The following is an 18,999-nucleotide window of genomic DNA, read 5'->3' as shown; positions in this document are numbered from 1 at the left end:
TCGCCAACCGAGGCAATCGGTCCACGCACATCATCGACAAGAGCCGCTCATGAGCGATACCGCACACAATACCCAGCCCGCATCCACCCACGAGTTCGAAAACGAGCCGGTGCCGTCGACGCATCGGCATTCGCTGCTATCGGTCACGCTGGTCTGGATCGGCTTTCCGCTGGTCGTGACCGGCGGTTTTCTCGGCAGCGAACTGACCCGGGCCCTGGGCTTTGAGCTCGCCCTGCTGGCGATCGTGGCCGGCAACCTCGTCATGTTCGCCTATGTCGGCGCCCAAAGCGTCACCGCCGCCCGAACCGGCCGTTCGTTTCCGCTGTTGTCGCGGGACGTGTTCGGCCCGCGGGCCGCACAAGTTGTCTCCGCGTTTCTGTCCACCCTGGTGGTCGGCTGGTTCGCGGTCCAGACCGGCCTGGCCGGGGCCGGCCTGGAGGACATGCTCGGCTGGCCGGCGCTGGTGGTCAGCCTGTTCGCGGGCGCGCTGTTCACCGGCATGACCATGCTGGGGGTGCGCGCGCTGACCGTCGTGGGGGCGCTTTCCGTGCCATTTTTCATCGTCATGGCGATCGCGGCGCTTGCGATCACGCTGTCCGACCATTCCTGGCAGCAGATCGGACGCTATGCCGGCAGCCCCGATGCCAGTGCGATCACTATCGGTATCGGTGTGACCATGGTCATCTCGCTCTTCATCGATTCGGGCACGCTCACCGCCGATTTCACCCGCTGGGCGAAACGTCCGACACATGCACTGATCGCCACGGCGAGCGCCTTTCCGCTGGCCAACGGCCTGTCGATGATGCTGGGCGCGGTGGTCACCGCGGCCGGCACCGCACAGGACGGCAACTTCGCTGCCGTGGTGGCCGGCTATGCGCCCTGGCTGACGCCCATCGCGGCCCTGTTTTTCGTGATCAACTGTGCCTCGGTATGCATGCACTGTCTCTACAACGCCGCGACCGGCTGGAGTCAGGTGGTTTCACAACGTTTCGCCACCATGGCGATCGTGTTCGGCGTGATCGGCACGCTCGCTGCTAGTGCCGGCGTCTGGGACATGCTCATCGGCTGGCTGAGCCTGCTCGGTGTCGTCGTACCCGGGATTGGCGGGGTGATGATCGCGCACTTCGCGCTCAAGGGTGTCACCGGCGAAGCCAACCCGGCAGCCGCGCTGACCGGCTGGGCAGTCGCGGTGGTACTGGCCGCATTCGTCGACACCTTTATTGCCCAGATGTCGGTGGCGGTAACCGCAATGCTCGGCGGCGGCGCAGGCTTCTGGCTCGCGGATCGGTTCGGCATCGGCCACGGCACGGACGCGGCCACACACTCGAACCGAGCCGCGTCGCGTGCCGAGGTGCGCCGGCCATGAACCAATCGCCGCAAACCCTTGCCATCCCCGATGCCGGACCACGCGACGGTCCCGGCTGGGCCGCCTTGCGCGAGGGCGTTCAGATATTCGTACTACAACCCGGCTACGAACAGACCCCGCGGATGGCCCTGCTCGACTATCTGCCAGGCGCATGGGTGCCGTGGCATCGCCATACCGGCGACGAGCATATTTACGTGCTCCAGGGCAGCCAACAGGACGAGAACGGACGCTATACGGCCGGCAGCTATGTTTACAACCCGGCTGGCAGCGCTCACAGCGTGGCCAGCCCCGAGGGCTGTCGAGTGCTCATCCAGTGGTTCGCGCCCGTCGCCTTCGAATGATGGGCGGGCGCTAGCGGTCTTTGGGGTCCAGCGCGTCGCGCAGGCCGTCGCCGATGAAGTTGAAGCAGAACAGCGTGGCGGCGAGAAACACGGCCGGCACGATCAAAAGCCAGGGGGCACGATTCATTTCGTCGGCGCCGTCCTTGATGAGCGCGCCCCAGGACGTGGCCGGTTCGGCCACGCCCAGGCCGAGAAAGCTCAGAAACGATTCGAACAGAATCACCTGCGGGATGGTGAGGGTGATATACACCGCCACCACGCCGAGCAGGTTGGGCACGATATGGCGGGCGATGATCGACACCGCCGGCGCGCCGGACATACGCGCGGCTTCGATGAACGGCTGTTGTTTGAGCGCGAGCGTTTGCCCGCGCACGATACGGGCCATGTCCAGCCAGTTGATCGCACCGATGGCCACGAAGATCAGCAGGATATTGCGGCCGAAGAACACCATCAGCAGGATCACGAAGAACAGAAACGGCATCGCATAGAGAATATCCACGATGCGCATCATCACCCCGTCCACGCGCCCGCCGGCATAGCCGGCCGTGGCGCCGTAGGCCACGCCGATGATCAGGCTCACGAGCGTGGCCACGAAGCCGATCATCAACGAAATACGCCCGCCTTCGAGCGCGCGTACGAACAGATCCCGCCCCAGCCCGTCAGTGCCGAACCAGTGGGCATCAACGCTGGTCGGGGCGACCCAGATCGCGCCGTAGTCCTGGGCGAAGTAGTTGTGCGGCGACAGCCACGGCCCCACCACCACCGCGACCACGATGAAGCCGAGCACGCCGATCGAGGCCAGCGCGGCCTTGTTCGAGCGCAGCCGGCGCAGCGCATCCGAAAACAGGCTGCGTCCGCGTACCGCCTGCTCCATTTTCTTGCGGCGCCCGAACATCATGGGCGACACGGCTCGATTGAAGGCATTGCCCGCCCCATCAGTAGCTCACCCGCGGGTCGAGCCAGCCGTAGAGCAGGTCCACGGCCAGATTGAAGGCCACGATCAGGATGCCGTAGAACAGCACCACGCCCATCACCAGCGTGTAATCGCGGTTGAGCGCGCCCTGGACAAAGAACTGGCCCAGGCCCGGAATGCCGAAGATCGTCTCGATGACCACCGAGCCGGTGATGATGCCGGCCGCGGCCGGGCCGAGAAACGACACGATCGGCGTGAGGGCTGCAGGCAGCGCATGCACCCACACCACGCGCGTGGCCGACAGGCCCTTGGCACGGGCGGTACGTATATAGTTCGAACGCATGACTTCGATGGTCGAGCCCCGGGCCAGGCGGGCGACATAGGCCATCATCGCGGTGCCCAGCGCGAGTACGGGCATGACATAGTTCTGCCAGCCGCCCAGGCCGCCGGCCGGCAGCCAGTCGTTGTAGACGGCGAGCACCAGAATCATCAGCGGCGCGAGCACGAAATTGGGAATCGAGATGCCCAGCATGGCGATCGCCATGGCGCCGTAGTCGGCCGGCCGATTCTGGCGCAGGGCCGCCAGCATGCCCAGCGGTATGCCGAAAATCAGCGCGAACGCCAATGAGGCGGCGCCGAGCTTGAGCGAAACCGGAAAACCCGAGGCAATCAGGTCGTTGACGCTGGTATCGCGATACTGGAAGGAGGGCCCGAAATCGAAATGGGCGATATCCCAGATATAGCGTCCGTACTGCTGGTAGAGCGGCTCGTCGAGGTGGTATTTGGCTTCGAGGTTGGCCCGTACCTGGGGCGGCAGCTCGCGATCGGCGTCGAACGGCCCGCCGGGTGCCGCGCGCATCATCACGAACGCCAGCGTCAGCAGGATGAACAGGGTGGGAATCGCCCCGAGCAGGCGGCGTAGCGCATAGCTCAACATGATCTGGCGCGCCTAGTTCGCGAGATTCGTATCGACCTGTTCACGGTTCGATCGACAGATCCTTGCTGTAGTAGGAATCCAGCGGGTTGCCTTCGAAGCCCTTCACGTAGTCCTTGATCAGATACTTGCTGACATAGAAATAGATCGGAATGATCGGGCTGTCGGCCAGCAGTACGGCCTCGGCTTTCTTCATGACCTTCATGCGCTCGGGCTCGTCGGGCATATGTGCCTGTTTTTCCTGCAAGCGGTCATATTCGGCGCTGGCATAGCCGGTGCCGTTGAGCCCGAACTTCGAATTCATCAACTCGAAGAAGGTATTCGGGTCGTTGTAGTCGCCGATCCAGGCCAGCCGATAGGCCTCGGTGTCGGTGCCCTGGCGCACGCTGTCGAGAAAGACCTTCCATTCCTCGTTGCGCAGCGACACCTCGGCGCCGAGCACGCTGCGCCACATCGCGGCAATGACCGAGGCGATCTTCTTGTTGCCTTCACCGCTGTTGTAGCGAATCTCCACCTTGAGCGGCTTGTCCTGCGAATAACCCGCCTTTTTGTAGAGTTCCTGTGCCTTGGCTTCACGCTGGGCGGTTGAGAGCTTGGCCCAGTCGAACTGGGCGCCGGCATAGCCTTCCACCACCGGCGGAATCCAGCCGTGGGCCGGGATTTCGTCGCCGCGGGTGATCTTGTCGACGATGGTGCGCCGGTCGATCGCCATCGACAGCGCCTGGCGCAGCTCGGGGGCATCCTTGAACGGCGGGCGTTTGACGTTCAGGCCGTAGTAGTAGACGCCCAGCGTCGGCTCGGCGTGCAGCTGGGCCGGAATATGTTTCTTGATCGTCTCCAGCCGCGAGATCGGCACGGTGGTGGCCCAGTCCAGTTCGCCGGCCTGATAGCGCGACAGCGCCGAGTTCTGATTGGTGATCGGATAGAACTCGACGCGACCGATCGAGGTATTGGCATCGTCCCAGTATTCGGGGTTGCGCTCGAGCGCGATCATCGAGTTCACGCGCCAGCTTTCCATGCGGTAGGCACCGTTGGTGACCGCGTTGCCCGGCTGGCTGAATGCCGCGCCGTACTCTTCAACGGCCGGCCGATAGACCGGATAGCTGATGCTATGCGCCAGCGTGCCCAGGAAATACGGCGTGGGCGCAGTAAGCGTGATTTCGAGCCTGTGCTCGTCCACGGCGCGTACGCCAAGCGCCTGTGGCGGCTTTTCGCCGGCGATGATCGCCTTGGCGTTGACGATAGCCGCATGCAGCTGGGCATAGGGCGAACCGGTGGCCGGGTCGACGCTGCGCCGCAGGCTGTAGACATAGTCCTGTGCGGTCAGCGGCTCGCCGTTGGACCAGCGCAGGTCGTCGCGCAGCTTGAAGGTATAAACCCGCTCGTCGTCGTCCACCTCCCAGGATTCGGCATCGGCCGGCTTGATCGCGCCGCTTGGCGAAATCTGCACCAGCCCCGAATACAGGTCGCGCAGGACGTTGGCCGCGGGCACGCTGCGGGCTTGATGCGGATCCAGGCTTTCCGGCTCGGCGCCGTTGCCGCGACGCAGGACCGTGCTGCCGTCTTCACGGATTTCCGGCGTGCTCTTGACCGGGAATTTTTCCGACTCGTCGCTGCTGCAGGCCGTGATCAACAGCGCGACAAACAACACACACCCGAACGCTCGAAGCTTGTTCAATTTGGCCCCGCAAAACCGCTTAGCTGATCGATTCGCTAGGTTACACGATTGTTTCCTGCGCAACGCAAGGCAACGCACGCCATCGACGGGTGCGCTATCGCGCCCGTGCCGGCCCTACGTCTTTACGGGTTCGCGGGGCGAAGGCGTGGCCGCTCAGGCGGTCTTGGCCAGCTTCATGCCGAGCTTTTTCAGATGCACCAGCAGCAGCGAGATCGCGGCCGGCGTCATGCCCGGAATACGCGAAGCCTGGCCGATGGTGGCCGGGCGTACGTCCTCGAGCTTGCCACGCAGTTCGTTGGACAGTCCGGATACGGCGCCATAATCCAGATCGGCCGGCAGGGTGGTGGCCTCGTGCTGGCGCGTTTTTTCGATCTCCGCGCTTTGGCGACTGATATAGCCCGCGTACTTGGCCTGGATCTCGACCTGTTCGCCCACCGCTTGTGCCGTTTCGGCGTTGAGCTGCGACAGGTCCGGCGCGCCCACGCTGTCGATCGCTACCACGCCGGCATGATCCACGCCCGGGCGCTTGAGCAATTCGGCCGCCGACGTGGCCTGCTTGAGCGCGCTGCCCAATACGTGTTCGCCGCGATCGGGGCCAAAATCTTCCGGCTTGACCACGATCGCCGATAATCGTGCCTGCTCGGCAGCCACCGCGTCGCGCGCCGCCTCGAACGCCGCCCATCGCGCGTCGTCGACCAGCCCCAGTTCTCGGCCCACGGGCGTCAGGCGCGTATCGGCATTGTCTTCGCGCAGCAGCAGACGATGCTCGGCGCGCGAGGTGAACATGCGGTAGGGCTCGATCGTGCCGCGGGTGATCAGATCGTCCACGAGCACGCCCAGATAGGCTTCGTCGCGCCGCGGCCACCAGGCGCTTTCGCCGGCCACCGCGCGCGCGGCGTTGAGCCCGGCCAGCAGGCCCTGGGCGGCGGCTTCTTCATAGCCGGTGGTGCCATTGATCTGGCCCGCGAAATACAGGCCGGCGATGGCGCGGGTTTCCAGCGTGTAATTCAACGCGCGCGGGTCGAAATAATCGTATTCGATGGCATAGCCGGGGCGTGTGATATGCGCATGCTCGAAACCGGCGATCGAGCGCACGACCTTCTGCTGGGTTTCGAACGACAGGCTGGTGGAAATACCGTTGGGATAGACCTCGGCCGAGGTCAGCCCTTCCGGCTCGATGAAAATCTGGTGCGAGGCCTTGTCGGCAAAGCGCACCACCTTGTCCTCGATCGACGGGCAATAGCGCGGGCCGACCGAGTCGATCTGGCCCGAATACATGGCCGATTCGCCGATATTGTCGGCAATGATCCGATGGGTGGTTTCGTTGGTGTAGGTGATATGACAGCTCACCTGGCGCGGGTGCTCGGCGCGCTTGCCCATGAACGAAAACACCGGCGCCGGCTCGTCGCCCGGCTGTTCGGCCAGCTGCGAGTAGTCGATGCTCTTGGCATCGATACGCGGCGGCGTGCCGGTCTTGAGACGGCCCACCGGCAGATCCAGCGCGCGCAGGCGCTCGGCCAAGGCGTTCGAGGGCGCATCCCCCGCGCGACCGCCGCCGAAGCGCTTGTGGCCGATATGAATGGTGCCGCCGAGGAACGTACCGACCGTGAGCACCACCGTGGGCGCATGAAAGGCCAGACCCATGGTGGTCATCACCCCGGCCACGCGGTCGCCGTCGACGATCAGATCGGCCACCGACTGCTGGAACAGCGCCAGGTTGGGCGTGTTCTCGACCATGGAACGCACGGCCGCCTTGTAGAGCGCGCGATCGGCCTGGGCACGGGTGGCCCGCACGGCCGGGCCCTTGCGGGCGTTGAGGGTGCGAAACTGAATACCGCCGCGATCGGCGGCACGCGCCATGACGCCGCCCAGAGCATCGATTTCGCGCACGAGATGGCCCTTGCCGATTCCGCCGATGGCCGGGTTGCAGGACATCTGGCCGATCGTTTCGATATTGTCGGTCAGCAACAGCGTACGCGCGCCCATCCGGGCAGCGGCGGTAGCCGCTTCCGTGCCGGCATGGCCGCCGCCGACCACGATGACGTCGAAATCGGTCTGCGTATTCATTGCGCGCTCCCGCGACATGGCCGCGGCCGAATTGAAAAACAGGCTATTTTAACGTGTTTGTCGTTGCATTTGCCTCATGCACGGATGCCGGCCGGGCACTCGCCGACCGACAGACGTCAGGCGAGCGCGCTCAACGGCCAAACCACCCGGCACTCAAGCCCCGGCTCAAAGCCGCTCGCGGGCGGCTTCGAAGCGGTCGATCATGGCTTTCCAACCGATCTGGTTGCGCCCGTTGAGCGTGAGCCGGCCGCCCTCTATGGTCAGCCGCAGTCGATAAGCCGAACCGTCGTCGACCGCTTCGATCAGGTGCTGCTGAACCAGCTCGGCCAGGGCCCGATCGATATCGGCTTGTTCGATGGTATGCGGCGAACGCCCGCTGGACTGCATCACCTGCACGGCCAGATCGCGGGCCAGACCTGCCGGCACCCGGGTTTCGAAATCCACATCGAGCTGCGATACCACATCGGCCAGCAGACGCGCGCGGCGCATCCGCTCGGGTGCCTGAATACGCAGTCTCAGACGGACATCGCCCTGCGGCGTGGTCAGGCGCAGCCGCGGTATGTCGATACGCGGGCCGCCTGCCAGCACGGCAGGCAACGTCTGGCTGTAGAGCTCGGTCCGGGCGGCCTCGTCGAGTTCGCCGGTTTCGATATCGCGCAGCCGCCCGACCTGATTAAAAAGCGCCTGCCCGGCATGCACATCCAGATCGGCGACCTGGGCTTCGAATTGCAGCGGCCCGTATTCCTGGTTATCGAGCACCGCGCGCGCAATCCGCCCGTCCAGACGTGCGCTCACGCGCCCCGACGCGCCCGGCAGGCTTTGCCACTGCCAGGCCAGCGTCTGTAGCAGCAGCGCCTGGCCCAGCCCGTCGGCCAGACTCAGCGAACGCGCCCGTACCGAGCCGCTGCCCGAGGCATCCAGCCGTGCTTCGAGATCATGCCAGGCCAGCTGTCCACCCTCAGCGCCGACGATGCTGAACTCGGGCGCATTCGCTTCCACGGTAATCGGCCCACCGGCCAGCGGTATCTGTGCGCGTGCTTCGATCGGCGCGGTTTCGATATGCGCCAGCAGCCGATCGCGCGAAATATCCAGCGTGCGCCCGTCGAGGCGCAGCCGCGAGCGGGCCACTGCATCGAATCCCACCCGCGTGACCAGCCGCAGCGGTGCCAGGGCCGGCTCGAATACGCGGGTTGGCCACAGCGATGCCAGATCGATATCGGTGACGCCCACCCCGAGGCTGGGTTCGAAGCCGTCCCCCTGGGCCAGCGGCGCATCGAAGGGCAGCGGACCGTGATGAATCCGGGTACGCAGGGTCGTTCCGGCACAGGGCGGCGCCTGACAAAGGGGCGCCGCGAGTTCGATGCGCACGTTGGCGGTGGAACTCAGCCAGCCACGCTCGAAGCGGGCATGGGTGACCCGGGTGACCCCGGGGCGCTCGAGTCGGGCAACGACGTGGGCGAACTCGCGCTCCAGATAGAGACCGACCAGCGCCGGCGCGGCCACGGCCAGACACAGCAGCGTCAACAGCCCCAGCAGCAGCGTCTTGCGGATCATGACTGTTTCAACGCTGGATCTTCGGACGTGGGCCGGCGAAACGCGGGGCCTTGTCGCCGCTGTGCCACCACGGCACGGCCTCGGCCGTGAACGCATGGACGGCAATACGTACCGCGGGCGCACGATCGAGCGTACCGGCGCGTACCCGGACGGTCTGCGGCGCATCGTCGCGCCGACTGATCAGCGGCGAACCGCAGCAGCCACAGAAAAGGCGATGCTTGCCCGGCGAAGATTCATGGCTGCGTATATGCGCCTGCCCGCCGAGCCACTCGAAACAGCTTCGATCGACCGGGATATTGGTCGCAAACGGGCCGCCCTGGGCCTTCTGGCAGCTATGGCAATGGCAAACCTGAATATCGGCCAGCGGGCCGGTAATCGCATAGCGTACGGCGCCACACAGACAGCCGCCTTCGATCATGATCGCGCCTCGTCATCGAAATCGAGCACCGCCCCATCATAGAACCGACCCCGGCATAATGCATGCTGGCACAAACCTTGTTTCTGCAAACCCATGCCTGATGCAAGCTCTACCAAACCCGCGCCCCGTCAGCCGCTGATCGACTGGCTCGCGCCGCTCTACGGCGAAGCTGCCGCGACCGACTGTATAGACCGCGCGGCGAGCGCCGCGTTGCGCCACGGCCTGCCGATCGAGTCGACCACGCCGATCGATCAGGCCTTCAACGTGATGATCACCTACGGCGATATCGTTCAGCGCCCGGGCGAGGCGCCGCTGGCCACGCTGAAGGCCTTCATGGCCGAACATCTGGCGGACTCGATCGCGGCCATTCATATCCTGCCGTTCTATCCGCACAGCTCGGACGACGGTTTTTCGGTGATGGACTATCGCGCCGTCGACCCGCAGCTGGGCAGCTGGGACGACGTGGCGGCACTGGGCGACGATCATCCGCTGATGTTCGATCTCGTGCTCAACCATGCCTCGCGCAAGGGGCAGTGGTTTGCCAACTATCTGGCCGATGTCGATCCCGGCCGCGACTATTTCATCGAGGTCGACCCGGCCACCGACCTGCGGGCGGTGGTTCGCCCGCGCAGCACGCCGCTGCTCGCGGAAGTGGCCACGGCACGCGGCACGCGCCATCTATGGGCCACCTTCTCGGAAGATCAGATCGACCTGAACTTCGCCAACCCGATGGTGCTGTCCGAATTCATCGACATCATCTTCGAATACGTCGCCCGCGGCGCGCGCCTGCTGCGCCTGGACGCGGTGGCCTTTCTCTGGAAGGACATCGGCGGGCCCTGTATTCATCTGGCCCAGACACATCGGCTGATCAAGTTCCTGCGTGCGCTGCTGGCCCACTATGCCCCCGGCGTGCAGCTGATTACCGAAACCAACGTGCCGCACGTAGAGAACATCTCCTATCTCGTGGACGGCGACGAGGCCCATGTGGCCTACCAGTTCGCCCTGCCGCCGCTGGTCGCCGACGCGTTGCTCACTGGGGATGCGAGCACGCTCAGCCACTGGGCGCGCAGCCTGCCGGCCCTGCCGGCGGGCTGTCATTTCCTGAATTTCACCGCCAGCCACGACGGCATCGGACTGCGCGCGGTGGAGTCGATCCTGGGTAGCGAAGCGATCGAACAGCTGGTGGATACCGTGCGCCAGCGCGGTGGCTTTGTGTCCACTCGTGCCGTCGCCGACGGCTCGCACAAGCCCTACGAACTCAATATCTCCTATTACGACCTGCTCGCCGCCGCCGAAGAGCGCGATACGCCGCTGCATATGGAACGCTTTATCTGCAGCCAGGCGATCGCCATGGCGCTGGCCGGTATCCCGGCGCTGTACTTCCACAGCCTGACCGCGACCCACAACGACCTGCCCCGGGTCGAGGAAAGCGGGCGCTATCGCACCATCAACCGCCGCAAATGGGATGTCGGGGAGCTGGAATACCAGCTGGCCAGCCAGAGCCATCACGCCGCGGTGTTCGCACGTTTGAAGCATCTGCTGGCGGTGCGCGCGCGCCAGCCTGCCCTGCATCCGGATGCCACCCAGGCGCTGGTGGATCTCGGCCCCCATCTGTTCGCCGTGCAACGCCGCGGCCAGGGGCAGACGTTGTTGGCGCTGCATAATGTGACCGACCGCCCGGTCAAGGTGCCTGCCCATGTCCTGCCCGAGGCGCGGGTGCGGCGCAACGTGGTGGCATCCACCGAAATCAGCGGCTCGAGCCGCTCGATTACGCTGGGCCCTTACGAAGTCGCCTGGATCAGTGCCTAGCCGGCGCGCCCGCGGGCCCGCCGCTGGGCCGGCTCGTGTGCGCTCTTGCGGCTGTGCTCCATGCGATCGAAATGACCCACTGCCACACGGTTACGGCCCTGTGCCTTGGCGTCGTAGAGCAGTTGATCGGCACAGGACAGCACCGAGGAAAGCGAATCCCGGTCCTGTGGCTGCGCCACATGGCACAACCCGATACTGACCGTGACCACCGATGCGACGTCGGAGGTCGCATGCGATATCGCGGCCTGCTCAACCGCGGCCCGCAGTGCCTCGGCATGCTCTTCGAGCTTGTGCTGATCGCCTTCGATCCAGAACGCCACGAACTCTTCGCCGCCGTAACGCCCGCACACATCGAGCGGACGCCGAGCGTGGGCGGAAATGACCGCGGCGACCTGGCGCAGGGCTTCGTCGCCGGCCGGATGGCCGTAATGGTTGTTATAGGCACCGAACTTGTCGATATCGATCATGGCCAGGCCGTAGTCGGCGCGTACGCGCACGGCATGAGCGTGGGCGGTGGCAAGCGCGTTTTCCAGCGCATGACGATTGAGCAGCCCGGTCAAACCGTCGTGGCGGGCCACCAGCTGCAATAGCTGGCGGTCGAGCCAGCTGCGCCGCAGCACGTACTCATTGCTGTATTGCAGATAGATCGCAAACAACGCCAGCACGCCCGCCGCGGCGAGATGGTAGTAATCCGCGGGGCTGGAATTCACCACCCAGACCTCGGTTGCCAGCGTAATGACGACCAGCAGGATAGCGACCGGCAATATCAGCCAGGAGCGCACCCGTCCGAGCGCGACAACCGCCACCAGCGCCACGCCCAGAAATTCGATCGGAAAATCGGCGCCATAGCGGTTGAGCAGGATATGGTTGGCCAGCAGCCCCATGCTCACGATCGCAAACTGGCCGGTGATGACGTATTCGGTGACCGCCGAATGGCGACAGCAAATGCACCATATGAGTGCAGACAGGACAACCGGGCACAGCAGTCCGATAAGCAGCCCGCGCGAGTAGCCGGCCGCCGCGTACGGCACGCCAAAATACGCGGTATCGAACAGCGGGCTGACCAGCAACACGGTCAGCGCCAGCACCAACAGCCCAACCCGGTTGACCCGCCCCGCGTCGTTGTTATGCAGGCGAAACGCGCGTTCGAGGGTTGGCTCGAAACGCAGGCCGCCAAAGCCGTCCTCCAGCTGCTGCCGGATCAAGCTGACCATTTCCGGCGCCGACTGCGTCTTTTCGATCTCGCGCGAACTCGCCAGGGCGTTGGTATTGGGCAACTTCGCCATCAAAGGGGTCCTTGCACGCGTTATCGCATGCTGTCATTACACGGCGCAGCGTGACGCTCTGCTGAACAGTCGCGCAGGCATTGCACCGATAGACTCAACCCCTTCTGGCAGCAAGGGCTTCTGCGTGATCGGCCTCTACGGCCGCATGAAAATCGGCCAGAAAATCGGGAAAGGCAGCGCGCACCCGGTTCCAGGTGGGCATGAACGGAACTTCCATGGGGTTGGCGACGTACTGTTCGCCCGCCTTGATGATCGCCTCGACGAAGACTTCCACCGTCTTTTCTTCTTTATGACGATCGTAGCTCAAGCCGTTAATCTGTGCATCGAAATAGAACCGCTCGACGGTGTCCAGCGCATTGCGTAGATACGCCGCCTTGATGGTGCGAACGGTTTCCGGCGTGAGCACCACGCCGTAGGTGGCCAGCTTGCGATAGAGCGCGCGGGCGATATCGGCGCTCATCTTGGCCAGCCCGGTATCGGCCTCGTGATCGGAGACGGGCTGGTGCTTGTGATCGTAGGCATCGGCAATATCGACCTGACAGATCGCATTCGGCGTGTAGTTGCGATGCACTTCCGCAAGAATCCCGATCTCCAGGCCCCAGTCGCTGGGAATACGAATGGATTCGGCCACCGACGCGGTCATTGCACACTCGCCGGACAGCGGATAGCGAAAGCTGTCCATATAGCGCAGATATTCCATCTCCCCCACCACCGTCATCAACGCCCGGACCAGTGGCGTGACGAAAAGACGCGCCACCCGGCCGTTGATCGCGCCGTCAGCCACCCGGGCGTAGTAGCCCTTGGCGAACTTGTAGGTGAAGTTCGGATGCACCATCGGATAGAACAGTCGGGCGAGCAGGTCGCGGTCGTAGGTCTTGATATCGCAGTCGTGCATGGCGAGCACGCGGCCCCGGCCAGAGGCCAGGAAATAGCCCATGCAGTTCCAGACGTTGGCCCCCTTGCCTGGTCGCTCGGGCGCCAGTGCTTCAGCGTCGAGCTGATCGTAGAGCCGCTGCAGGCGCGGGCCGTCGTTCCACAGCACCCGGAAGTGCTGGCCCAGACGCCCGAAAAACGCATGCGCGTGCGCGAACTGGGCCTCGTCGGCCGCGTCCAGCCCGATGATGATCTCGTCGAGATACTCGACTTTCGACAATTCATCGACGATATGCGGCAGCGCATCGCCTTCCAGTTCCGAATACAGACACGGCAGGATCAAGGACATGGCGCGCCGCTTGCCAAAGTCACGCAGCTCGGTCTCCAGGGCCTCGATCGGCCGATCGCCCAGGCGATGCAAGGTCGTGATCAAGCCGTTCTGATGAAAATCCGCCATACCGTCCCCTCGTTCAGATTTCGTGGTGGGCGATCAACGCCTCGATAGCCTCGGCCCAGCCGGCGGGGCCGATACCGCGCGCATGACGGATATGCCCGGTCGTCGGCGCATGATAGCTGCCGTCGGGCCGCGCCACCCAGTAGCCGATATCCGCGGCCTCGAGCATGTCGGCATCGTTGCCACTATCGCCTAACGCTACAGCAAGAATCGGGCCGTGCGCGCGCTCATAGCGCGCGCGCAGCCAGGCCACGGCATCGCCCTTGTGGGCCTGCCCGAGCACATGTACAAAACGTCCGCCTACCCGGACTACCCGGCCCGCTGCGGCCACCTCGGCAGAAAACGCTTCGAGTGCGGCCTGGCTGTCCTGCCATAGCAGCGGCTCCGATGCGCTGCGATCCAGGGCCTGGGCTGCGCTGGCTTTATCCAGGCCGGTGGCCTCGGCGACATCATCGATTTCCATATCGCCGAAACCGGTAAAACGAAAACCATGTTCGCTGCGCAAACGGACCACAAGCGACCGCAGCGCGTCGCGTTCGGCACCCAGCGTGGTGAGGGCAACCGGCGTCTGGGCATCGCAGCGCGCACCGTCGAAATAACCCTGCGGTACCGCCACCGCGCCGCCGTTTTCCACCGCAAAGGGATGCGCGTTGCCCAGCGCGATGCGCAAGGCCGCTACTTCGGCAGCGGTCTTGCTGGTGACGATACATACCGGTACATCGTGCGCGGCCAGCAGCGCCAGCGCCTGGGCCGCCGGCTGCCAGTCGTAATCGTCGTGGCCGAGCAGCGTGGCATCGAGATCGGTGAATACGACCGCCGAAGAGCGCGCCATTCTCATCGTGTGTCCCCCGCCAACGCAGCAGGCCGAAAGAGGGCCAATGTCGAATCAGTCATGGTATTGCGGCCCCTGGGTGGTAAACGAAGGGCGCCGTAAGCAACGCTCGCGTGTCGTGCGTAAGCCCTTGGCAACGCAAATACAGATAACATGGCAGGGTTGATATGCATGGCATCGTGCCAGGCGCTTCTTTCGGCAATATGGCTCGGGCGGGAACTTCGACTATGCGCATACTCGTGATTGAAGACAACGAGGATCTTGCCGCCAATATCATCGATTTTCTTTCAGCCCGCCATCACGTCATGGACTCTGCCAGCGACGGCGTCACCGGCCTGCATCTGGCGGTGGTCAACGATTACGACGCAATCGTGCTGGATCTGATGCTGCCGGGTATCGACGGCTTTGACCTGTGCACACGGCTGCGCAGCGAGGCCGACCGGCAGACGCCGATTCTCATGCTCACCGCGCGTGACACCCTCGACGATAAGCTGGCCGGTTTTGCCTCCGGCGCCGACGACTACCTGATCAAACCGTTTTCGCTGCTCGAACTCGATGCGCGGCTGACCGCGCTCGGCAATCGCGGCCCGCGCCAGAGTCAGCACGTGCTGCGCGTGGCCGATCTCGTGCTCGACCTCGACACCTGGCAGACCACGCGCGATAACAAGCGCGTAACCCTCACGCCCACCGCGCTGCGGCTGCTGGAAGTGCTCATGCGTGCCTCCCCCCGGCTGGTGCGGCGCCATGAACTGGAAACCGCGATCTGGGGCGACCATCCGCCGGATTCGGAAGCCCTGCGCACGCATATCCATGCTCTGCGCGCGGCTATCGACAAACCGTTTGGCACGCCGCTGCTGCATACAGTACCCACCATGGGGTACCGGCTGATCGCGCCGGACACGGCCTAGGCTTGTTTCGCCCGCTTCACAGCCTGCAGCTTCGGGTCACCGCCGCGCTGGCCCTGTTCGTGGCCGTCATGGCCGCGCTGATCGTACTGACCCTGTTCGCGATCAACGAGCGTCTCGAGCACGATTTGCTGGATGGCATGGTCGCCCACGAGCTCAGCGAGCTGGAAGCCGAATACCCGATCGAAGGCAAGGCCGCGCTGCCCAATTCGGCCACCATCAAGGGCTTCGTCGTCGAGCCCGACCAACTGCAAAGCCTGCCCGAGCCACTGCAGCCGCTGCCGCTGCACACCAGCGGCGCCAACCTCAGCTACGGCGGACGCAGCTACCGGGTGGCCAGTACCGTCATCGACGGCAAACGCGCCTTTCTGGCTTACGACACCACCGCGATCGAATCCCGGCAGTCGGTGTTTCGGGCTGCCTTGATCGCTGCGGTCGTGATCGTGTTTGCTCTGGCGCTACCGCTGGGTATCTGGATCGCCCGGCTCAGCCTGAAACCCATCAATCAGCTTGCCGATCACGTGGCCCGTCTTGAACCGGGTGCGCCCGGGCCGGCCTTGGCCGAACGCTTCGACGGCTACGAGGTCGGCGCCATCGCCCGGGCCTTCGACCGCTTCATGCAGCGGCTGGACGGCTTCGTCGAACGCGAACGCAGCTTTACCGCCGACGCCAGCCACGAACTGCGCACCCCGCTGGCCGTCATTCAGGGCGCGCTGGAGGTTCTGCATCAGGATCCGCGCTTTGCCGACAGCGCGCCGCTGACGCGAATTGAACGCGCCTCGACACAGATGGCCGATCTGATCGAATCGCTGCTGTTCCTCGCCCGCGACGAGGACCGCAGCATTTCCAGCGAGCAACAATGCCGGGCGGATCTCGTGGTCGGCGAACTGCTCGATGCCTACAAACCGATGCTCGGCAAGAGCCGGGTGGAAGTCGCCGCCCTCGATGCCTGCCCTCTGGCAGCGCCGCGCATCGCCGTGGTCATCGTCTTCGGCAACCTGCTGCGCAACGCGATGCGCCACGGCGGCCCCCATATCCGGGTCACGCTGGCCGACGGCGTGCTCAGCGTTGCCGACGACGGCCCCGGCATGACCGCCGAACAACGACGCCAGGCATTCGAGCGCGGCTTTCGCCACGGCCGTGGCGCCGGCCTGGGGCTGGGTCTATATCTGGTTCAACGCGTCGCGCAACGCTACGACTGGCAGCTGCGCATGACCAGTCGACCGCATGAAGGCACCCGCGTGGAGGTCCGCTTTGCGCCGCTTGGCAGAACCGTATGAACCGGCGCGGCGTAGCCGGCCTTCGTGCTCACGAACGGGCCAACGCGCCGATGCCTTAACATATTCTTGACGTTGGATTGACGGTTCGCGCAGGGCCGTAAGCGCATCATCAGCGCGTTTTCGTACTCAGCAGGAGCGCACATGGCGCAGACTGGCGATGTGAACGCGACCGGCATCAAGGCCTGGATCAAACGCCTGCGCCGCGGCAACCGACAGCGGCTCAACCGGTTGATGACCCGCCTGTTCGGCACCGTGGAACCCCGTTCGCGCCCGCTGGCCGGGGATACCCGCCGTATTCTCGTGGTGCGGTTGAATAAACGCCTGGGCAATATCCTGTTCCTGACGCCAATGCTGCGCAGCCTGGCGGCCTCTCTGCCAGCGGCCACCATCGACGTGGTGATCGAGGATCCACGCCAAAAACCGTTGCTGGAAAGCCTGCCCGCCATCGGTCAGGTGTGGGTACGGGAAAAATCCCTGCCGGCGACCATCCGCCTTCTTCGCCAGCTGCGCTCGGTTCGCTACGATCTGGCCATCGACCCCAGCGGTAACTCGGCCAGTAACCGCCTGGCCCTGGCCCTGGCCGGCGCGCGCCAGCGCATGGGGTTTGCCGCACGCGATCAGTGGGTGCGCCTCACCCATGCCGCGCCGCGTGCAGAAAGCCGGCATCAGGCGATCCAAGCCGTGGAGCTGCTTACCTCCAGCGTCGCCGACTTTTCGTGGAAAACCTTCGAAACGCTTGCCGTATTCCCGCACGGCCCGTCGAATGCCGCGGCGCAACGCTACTGGCAGGCCGCCTTCACACCACCGGTCCGATCCACCACGCCCACCGTCGGGTTCTTCACACGGGCGACCGGCGCCAAACAGCTCGAAACCGGCTTTTGGCAAGAGTTTGTTGCACTGTTCAAGCAGCGCCTGCCGAACGCGCGACTGTTACAGATTCGAGCTCCCGACCAGCCCGAGCCGATCGAGCCCGGCATCGCCAGCGTGTCGATCGCCGAACTCGACGTCCTCGCCGCGCTGCTCGGGCGGCTCAACGGCTTCGTAGCCGCCGACTGTGGCCCCATGCATCTGGCCGCGGCCGCCGGGGTACCGGTGGTCGGCCTGTTCAAGGCCACCTCCGCGGCATGCTATGCACCGCTCGGTGACGGCTGCACGGCGCTGGAAGGCCCGGCGCTGACCGCTGCCGCCGCCGTAGACGCCGTGAGCCATCGCACCCAGTATCGCGGTTCGCGGGTCGCCTGAATTTTGTTGCCCTGTCAGTCGTCGGGCTAAACTGCGTCATCCTTCGACTGACCCGCGATTGTTATGCCCGACGCGCCTGCCCAGGCGGCCACGGTAAGCTGGCGTGCCCATAGCGGCGCGCAAGCATCCGAGGCAACCGGCTCGATTCATGTCCGCCATGCGGCCGACGCCGACGTATTCAGCTGTCCGCTGATATCCCTGGGCGGCGACTTCGATCAGGAGATATGGCAGATCGCGGCCCCGCTCGAACGCGGTCATGCCGACGGCTGGGACTATGTCGTCGGTGGTGGCTTCGCGTTTGCGGCCCTGCATATCGATGACGGCGAAGATATCGAATCGCCGCACCAGATCCAGCAGGCCGCCATCGATACGTATGGCGCGCTTTTTCGTCTACAGCGCAGCCTCGGCCTGGGCCAGGTCCAGCGCATCTGGCACTGGCTATCCAACGTCACCGCGGGTGAAGACGACGACGAACGTTACCGGCGTTTCTGCCTGGGCCGCGGCCAGGCCCTCGACGCCGCGCCACACGGCATGCCGGTGTTACCGCCGGCCACCCTGGTCAGCAGCCATCGCCGCGGATTGCGCATGCACGCCCTGCTGGGCGATACGTCGGTGGTGCCGGTCGAAAATCCGCGTCAGGTCAGCGCGTATGCCTACCCGCGCGACTACGGCCGTCGCGCGCCGGCCTTCGCCCGGGGCGGGCGCGTACAGCTGGGCAACACGCCCTATCTGCTGATTTCCGGCACCGCCAGCATCGTGGGCCATGAAAGCCGCCATATCGGCGACGTGGCCGCTCAGGCTCACGAAGCCCTCGACAACGTAAGCGCGGTCATGCAAAGCGCGGCATGCTGGTCCGACAGTCGGGGCCTGAGCGCCCTGCAATGCCTGAAGGCCTATATTCGCGACCCTGAAAACGCTGCGGCAGTCGCTGATATCGCCGCCGAACGCGCGCCCGGCGTGCCGCTGGCCCTGCTGCATGCGCCGCTGTGCCGGCCTGAACTGCTGGTGGAATTCGAGGCCCAGATGCCGCTGGCATAAGGCGGGGCA

At 64.9% G+C, this 18,999-nt stretch carries 16 protein-coding genes; 7 read left to right on the top strand and 9 right to left on the bottom strand.

Features of this window, described 5'->3' with window-relative positions; genetic code table 11:
• The first annotated feature begins 49 nt into the window (after positions 1-49).
• A complete protein-coding gene (locus ABNU97_RS05685; protein ID WP_348765783.1) occupies positions 50-1,366 on the top strand; it encodes a cytosine permease in 1,317 nt (438 codons plus the stop codon).
• Positions 1,363-1,707: a cupin domain-containing protein gene (locus tag ABNU97_RS05680; protein WP_348765782.1), complete on the top strand. Its 345-nt coding sequence runs from the start codon at positions 1,363-1,365 to the stop codon at positions 1,705-1,707. Before ABNU97_RS05685 ends, ABNU97_RS05680 begins: the two co-directional genes overlap by 4 nt.
• A 10-nt stretch (positions 1,708-1,717) precedes the next feature.
• On the opposite strand, the gene ABNU97_RS05675 is transcribed toward ABNU97_RS05680, so the two are convergent.
• The 6 genes from ABNU97_RS05675 to ABNU97_RS05650 all read right to left on the bottom strand — a co-directional run bounded on the left by ABNU97_RS05675 (position 1,718) and on the right by ABNU97_RS05650 (position 9,271).
• Positions 1,718-2,605, bottom strand: a complete 888-nt coding sequence (locus ABNU97_RS05675) for an ABC transporter permease subunit (RefSeq protein ID WP_348765781.1) — start codon at positions 2,603-2,605, stop codon at positions 1,718-1,720.
• A gap of 37 nt (positions 2,606-2,642) precedes the next feature.
• Positions 2,643-3,557: an oligopeptide ABC transporter permease OppB gene (oppB, locus tag ABNU97_RS05670; RefSeq protein WP_348765780.1), complete on the bottom strand. Its 915-nt coding sequence runs from the start codon at positions 3,555-3,557 to the stop codon at positions 2,643-2,645.
• 40 nt (positions 3,558-3,597) lie between these two features.
• Positions 3,598-5,202 (bottom strand): peptide ABC transporter substrate-binding protein, encoded by a 1,605-nt coding sequence (locus ABNU97_RS05665; RefSeq protein WP_348765779.1) that lies wholly within the window; start codon positions 5,200-5,202, stop codon positions 3,598-3,600.
• Positions 5,203-5,385: 183 nt separating this feature from the next.
• Complete coding sequence (mnmG, locus tag ABNU97_RS05660; RefSeq protein WP_348765778.1) at positions 5,386-7,299, bottom strand: tRNA uridine-5-carboxymethylaminomethyl(34) synthesis enzyme MnmG; 1,914 nt, start codon at positions 7,297-7,299, stop codon at positions 5,386-5,388.
• 165 nt (positions 7,300-7,464) lie between these two features.
• On the bottom strand, positions 7,465-8,853 hold the full coding sequence (locus ABNU97_RS05655; protein WP_348765777.1) for a DUF945 family protein: 1,389 nt from the start codon (positions 8,851-8,853) through the stop codon (positions 7,465-7,467).
• Positions 8,854-8,860: 7 nt separating this feature from the next.
• A complete protein-coding gene (locus tag ABNU97_RS05650; RefSeq protein WP_348765776.1) occupies positions 8,861-9,271 on the bottom strand; it encodes a GFA family protein in 411 nt (136 codons plus the stop codon).
• 93 nt (positions 9,272-9,364) lie between these two features.
• On the opposite strand from ABNU97_RS05650, the gene ABNU97_RS05645 reads away from it, so the two are divergent.
• Positions 9,365-11,080 (top strand): alpha-amylase family glycosyl hydrolase, encoded by a 1,716-nt coding sequence (locus ABNU97_RS05645; RefSeq protein WP_348765775.1) that lies wholly within the window; start codon positions 9,365-9,367, stop codon positions 11,078-11,080.
• Here the strand turns inward: ABNU97_RS05645 and ABNU97_RS05640 are convergent.
• From ABNU97_RS05640 to ABNU97_RS05630, 3 genes are all read right to left on the bottom strand, one after another.
• Positions 11,077-12,366 (bottom strand): GGDEF domain-containing protein, encoded by a 1,290-nt coding sequence (locus ABNU97_RS05640; protein WP_348765774.1) that lies wholly within the window; start codon positions 12,364-12,366, stop codon positions 11,077-11,079. The two genes, ABNU97_RS05645 and ABNU97_RS05640, sit on opposite strands and share 4 nt — an antisense overlap.
• A gap of 94 nt (positions 12,367-12,460) precedes the next feature.
• Positions 12,461-13,696, bottom strand: coding sequence for a glycosyl transferase (locus tag ABNU97_RS05635; protein WP_348765773.1), 1,236 nt, complete (start codon positions 13,694-13,696; stop codon positions 12,461-12,463).
• Positions 13,697-13,709: 13 nt separating this feature from the next.
• The gene (locus ABNU97_RS05630) at positions 13,710-14,531 is read right to left on the bottom strand and encodes an HAD-IIB family hydrolase (RefSeq protein WP_348765772.1); all 822 of its coding nucleotides are present in this window, start codon (positions 14,529-14,531) and stop codon (positions 13,710-13,712) included.
• Between the two features lie 221 nt (positions 14,532-14,752).
• On the opposite strand from ABNU97_RS05630, the gene ABNU97_RS05625 reads away from it, so the two are divergent.
• The 4 genes from ABNU97_RS05625 (at position 14,753) to ABNU97_RS05610 (ending at position 18,990) form a co-directional block, all read left to right on the top strand.
• Positions 14,753-15,433, top strand: a complete 681-nt coding sequence (locus tag ABNU97_RS05625; protein WP_348765771.1) for a response regulator transcription factor — start codon at positions 14,753-14,755, stop codon at positions 15,431-15,433.
• A gap of 2 nt (positions 15,434-15,435) precedes the next feature.
• The gene (locus ABNU97_RS05620; RefSeq protein WP_348765770.1) at positions 15,436-16,710 is read left to right on the top strand and encodes a HAMP domain-containing sensor histidine kinase; all 1,275 of its coding nucleotides are present in this window, start codon (positions 15,436-15,438) and stop codon (positions 16,708-16,710) included.
• A gap of 141 nt (positions 16,711-16,851) precedes the next feature.
• Positions 16,852-17,952: a glycosyltransferase family 9 protein gene (locus tag ABNU97_RS05615; RefSeq protein WP_348765769.1), complete on the top strand. Its 1,101-nt coding sequence runs from the start codon at positions 16,852-16,854 to the stop codon at positions 17,950-17,952.
• Between the two features lie 63 nt (positions 17,953-18,015).
• On the top strand, positions 18,016-18,990 hold the full coding sequence (locus tag ABNU97_RS05610; RefSeq protein ID WP_348765768.1) for a pteridine-dependent deoxygenase: 975 nt from the start codon (positions 18,016-18,018) through the stop codon (positions 18,988-18,990).
• Positions 18,991-18,999: the final 9 nt, after the last annotated feature.

It is taken from the genome of uncultured Salinisphaera sp. (assembly GCF_964012375.1).
Lineage (GTDB): Bacteria > Pseudomonadota > Gammaproteobacteria > Nevskiales > Salinisphaeraceae > Salinisphaera.
This window is presented reverse-complemented; position numbering and strand designations above follow the sequence as displayed.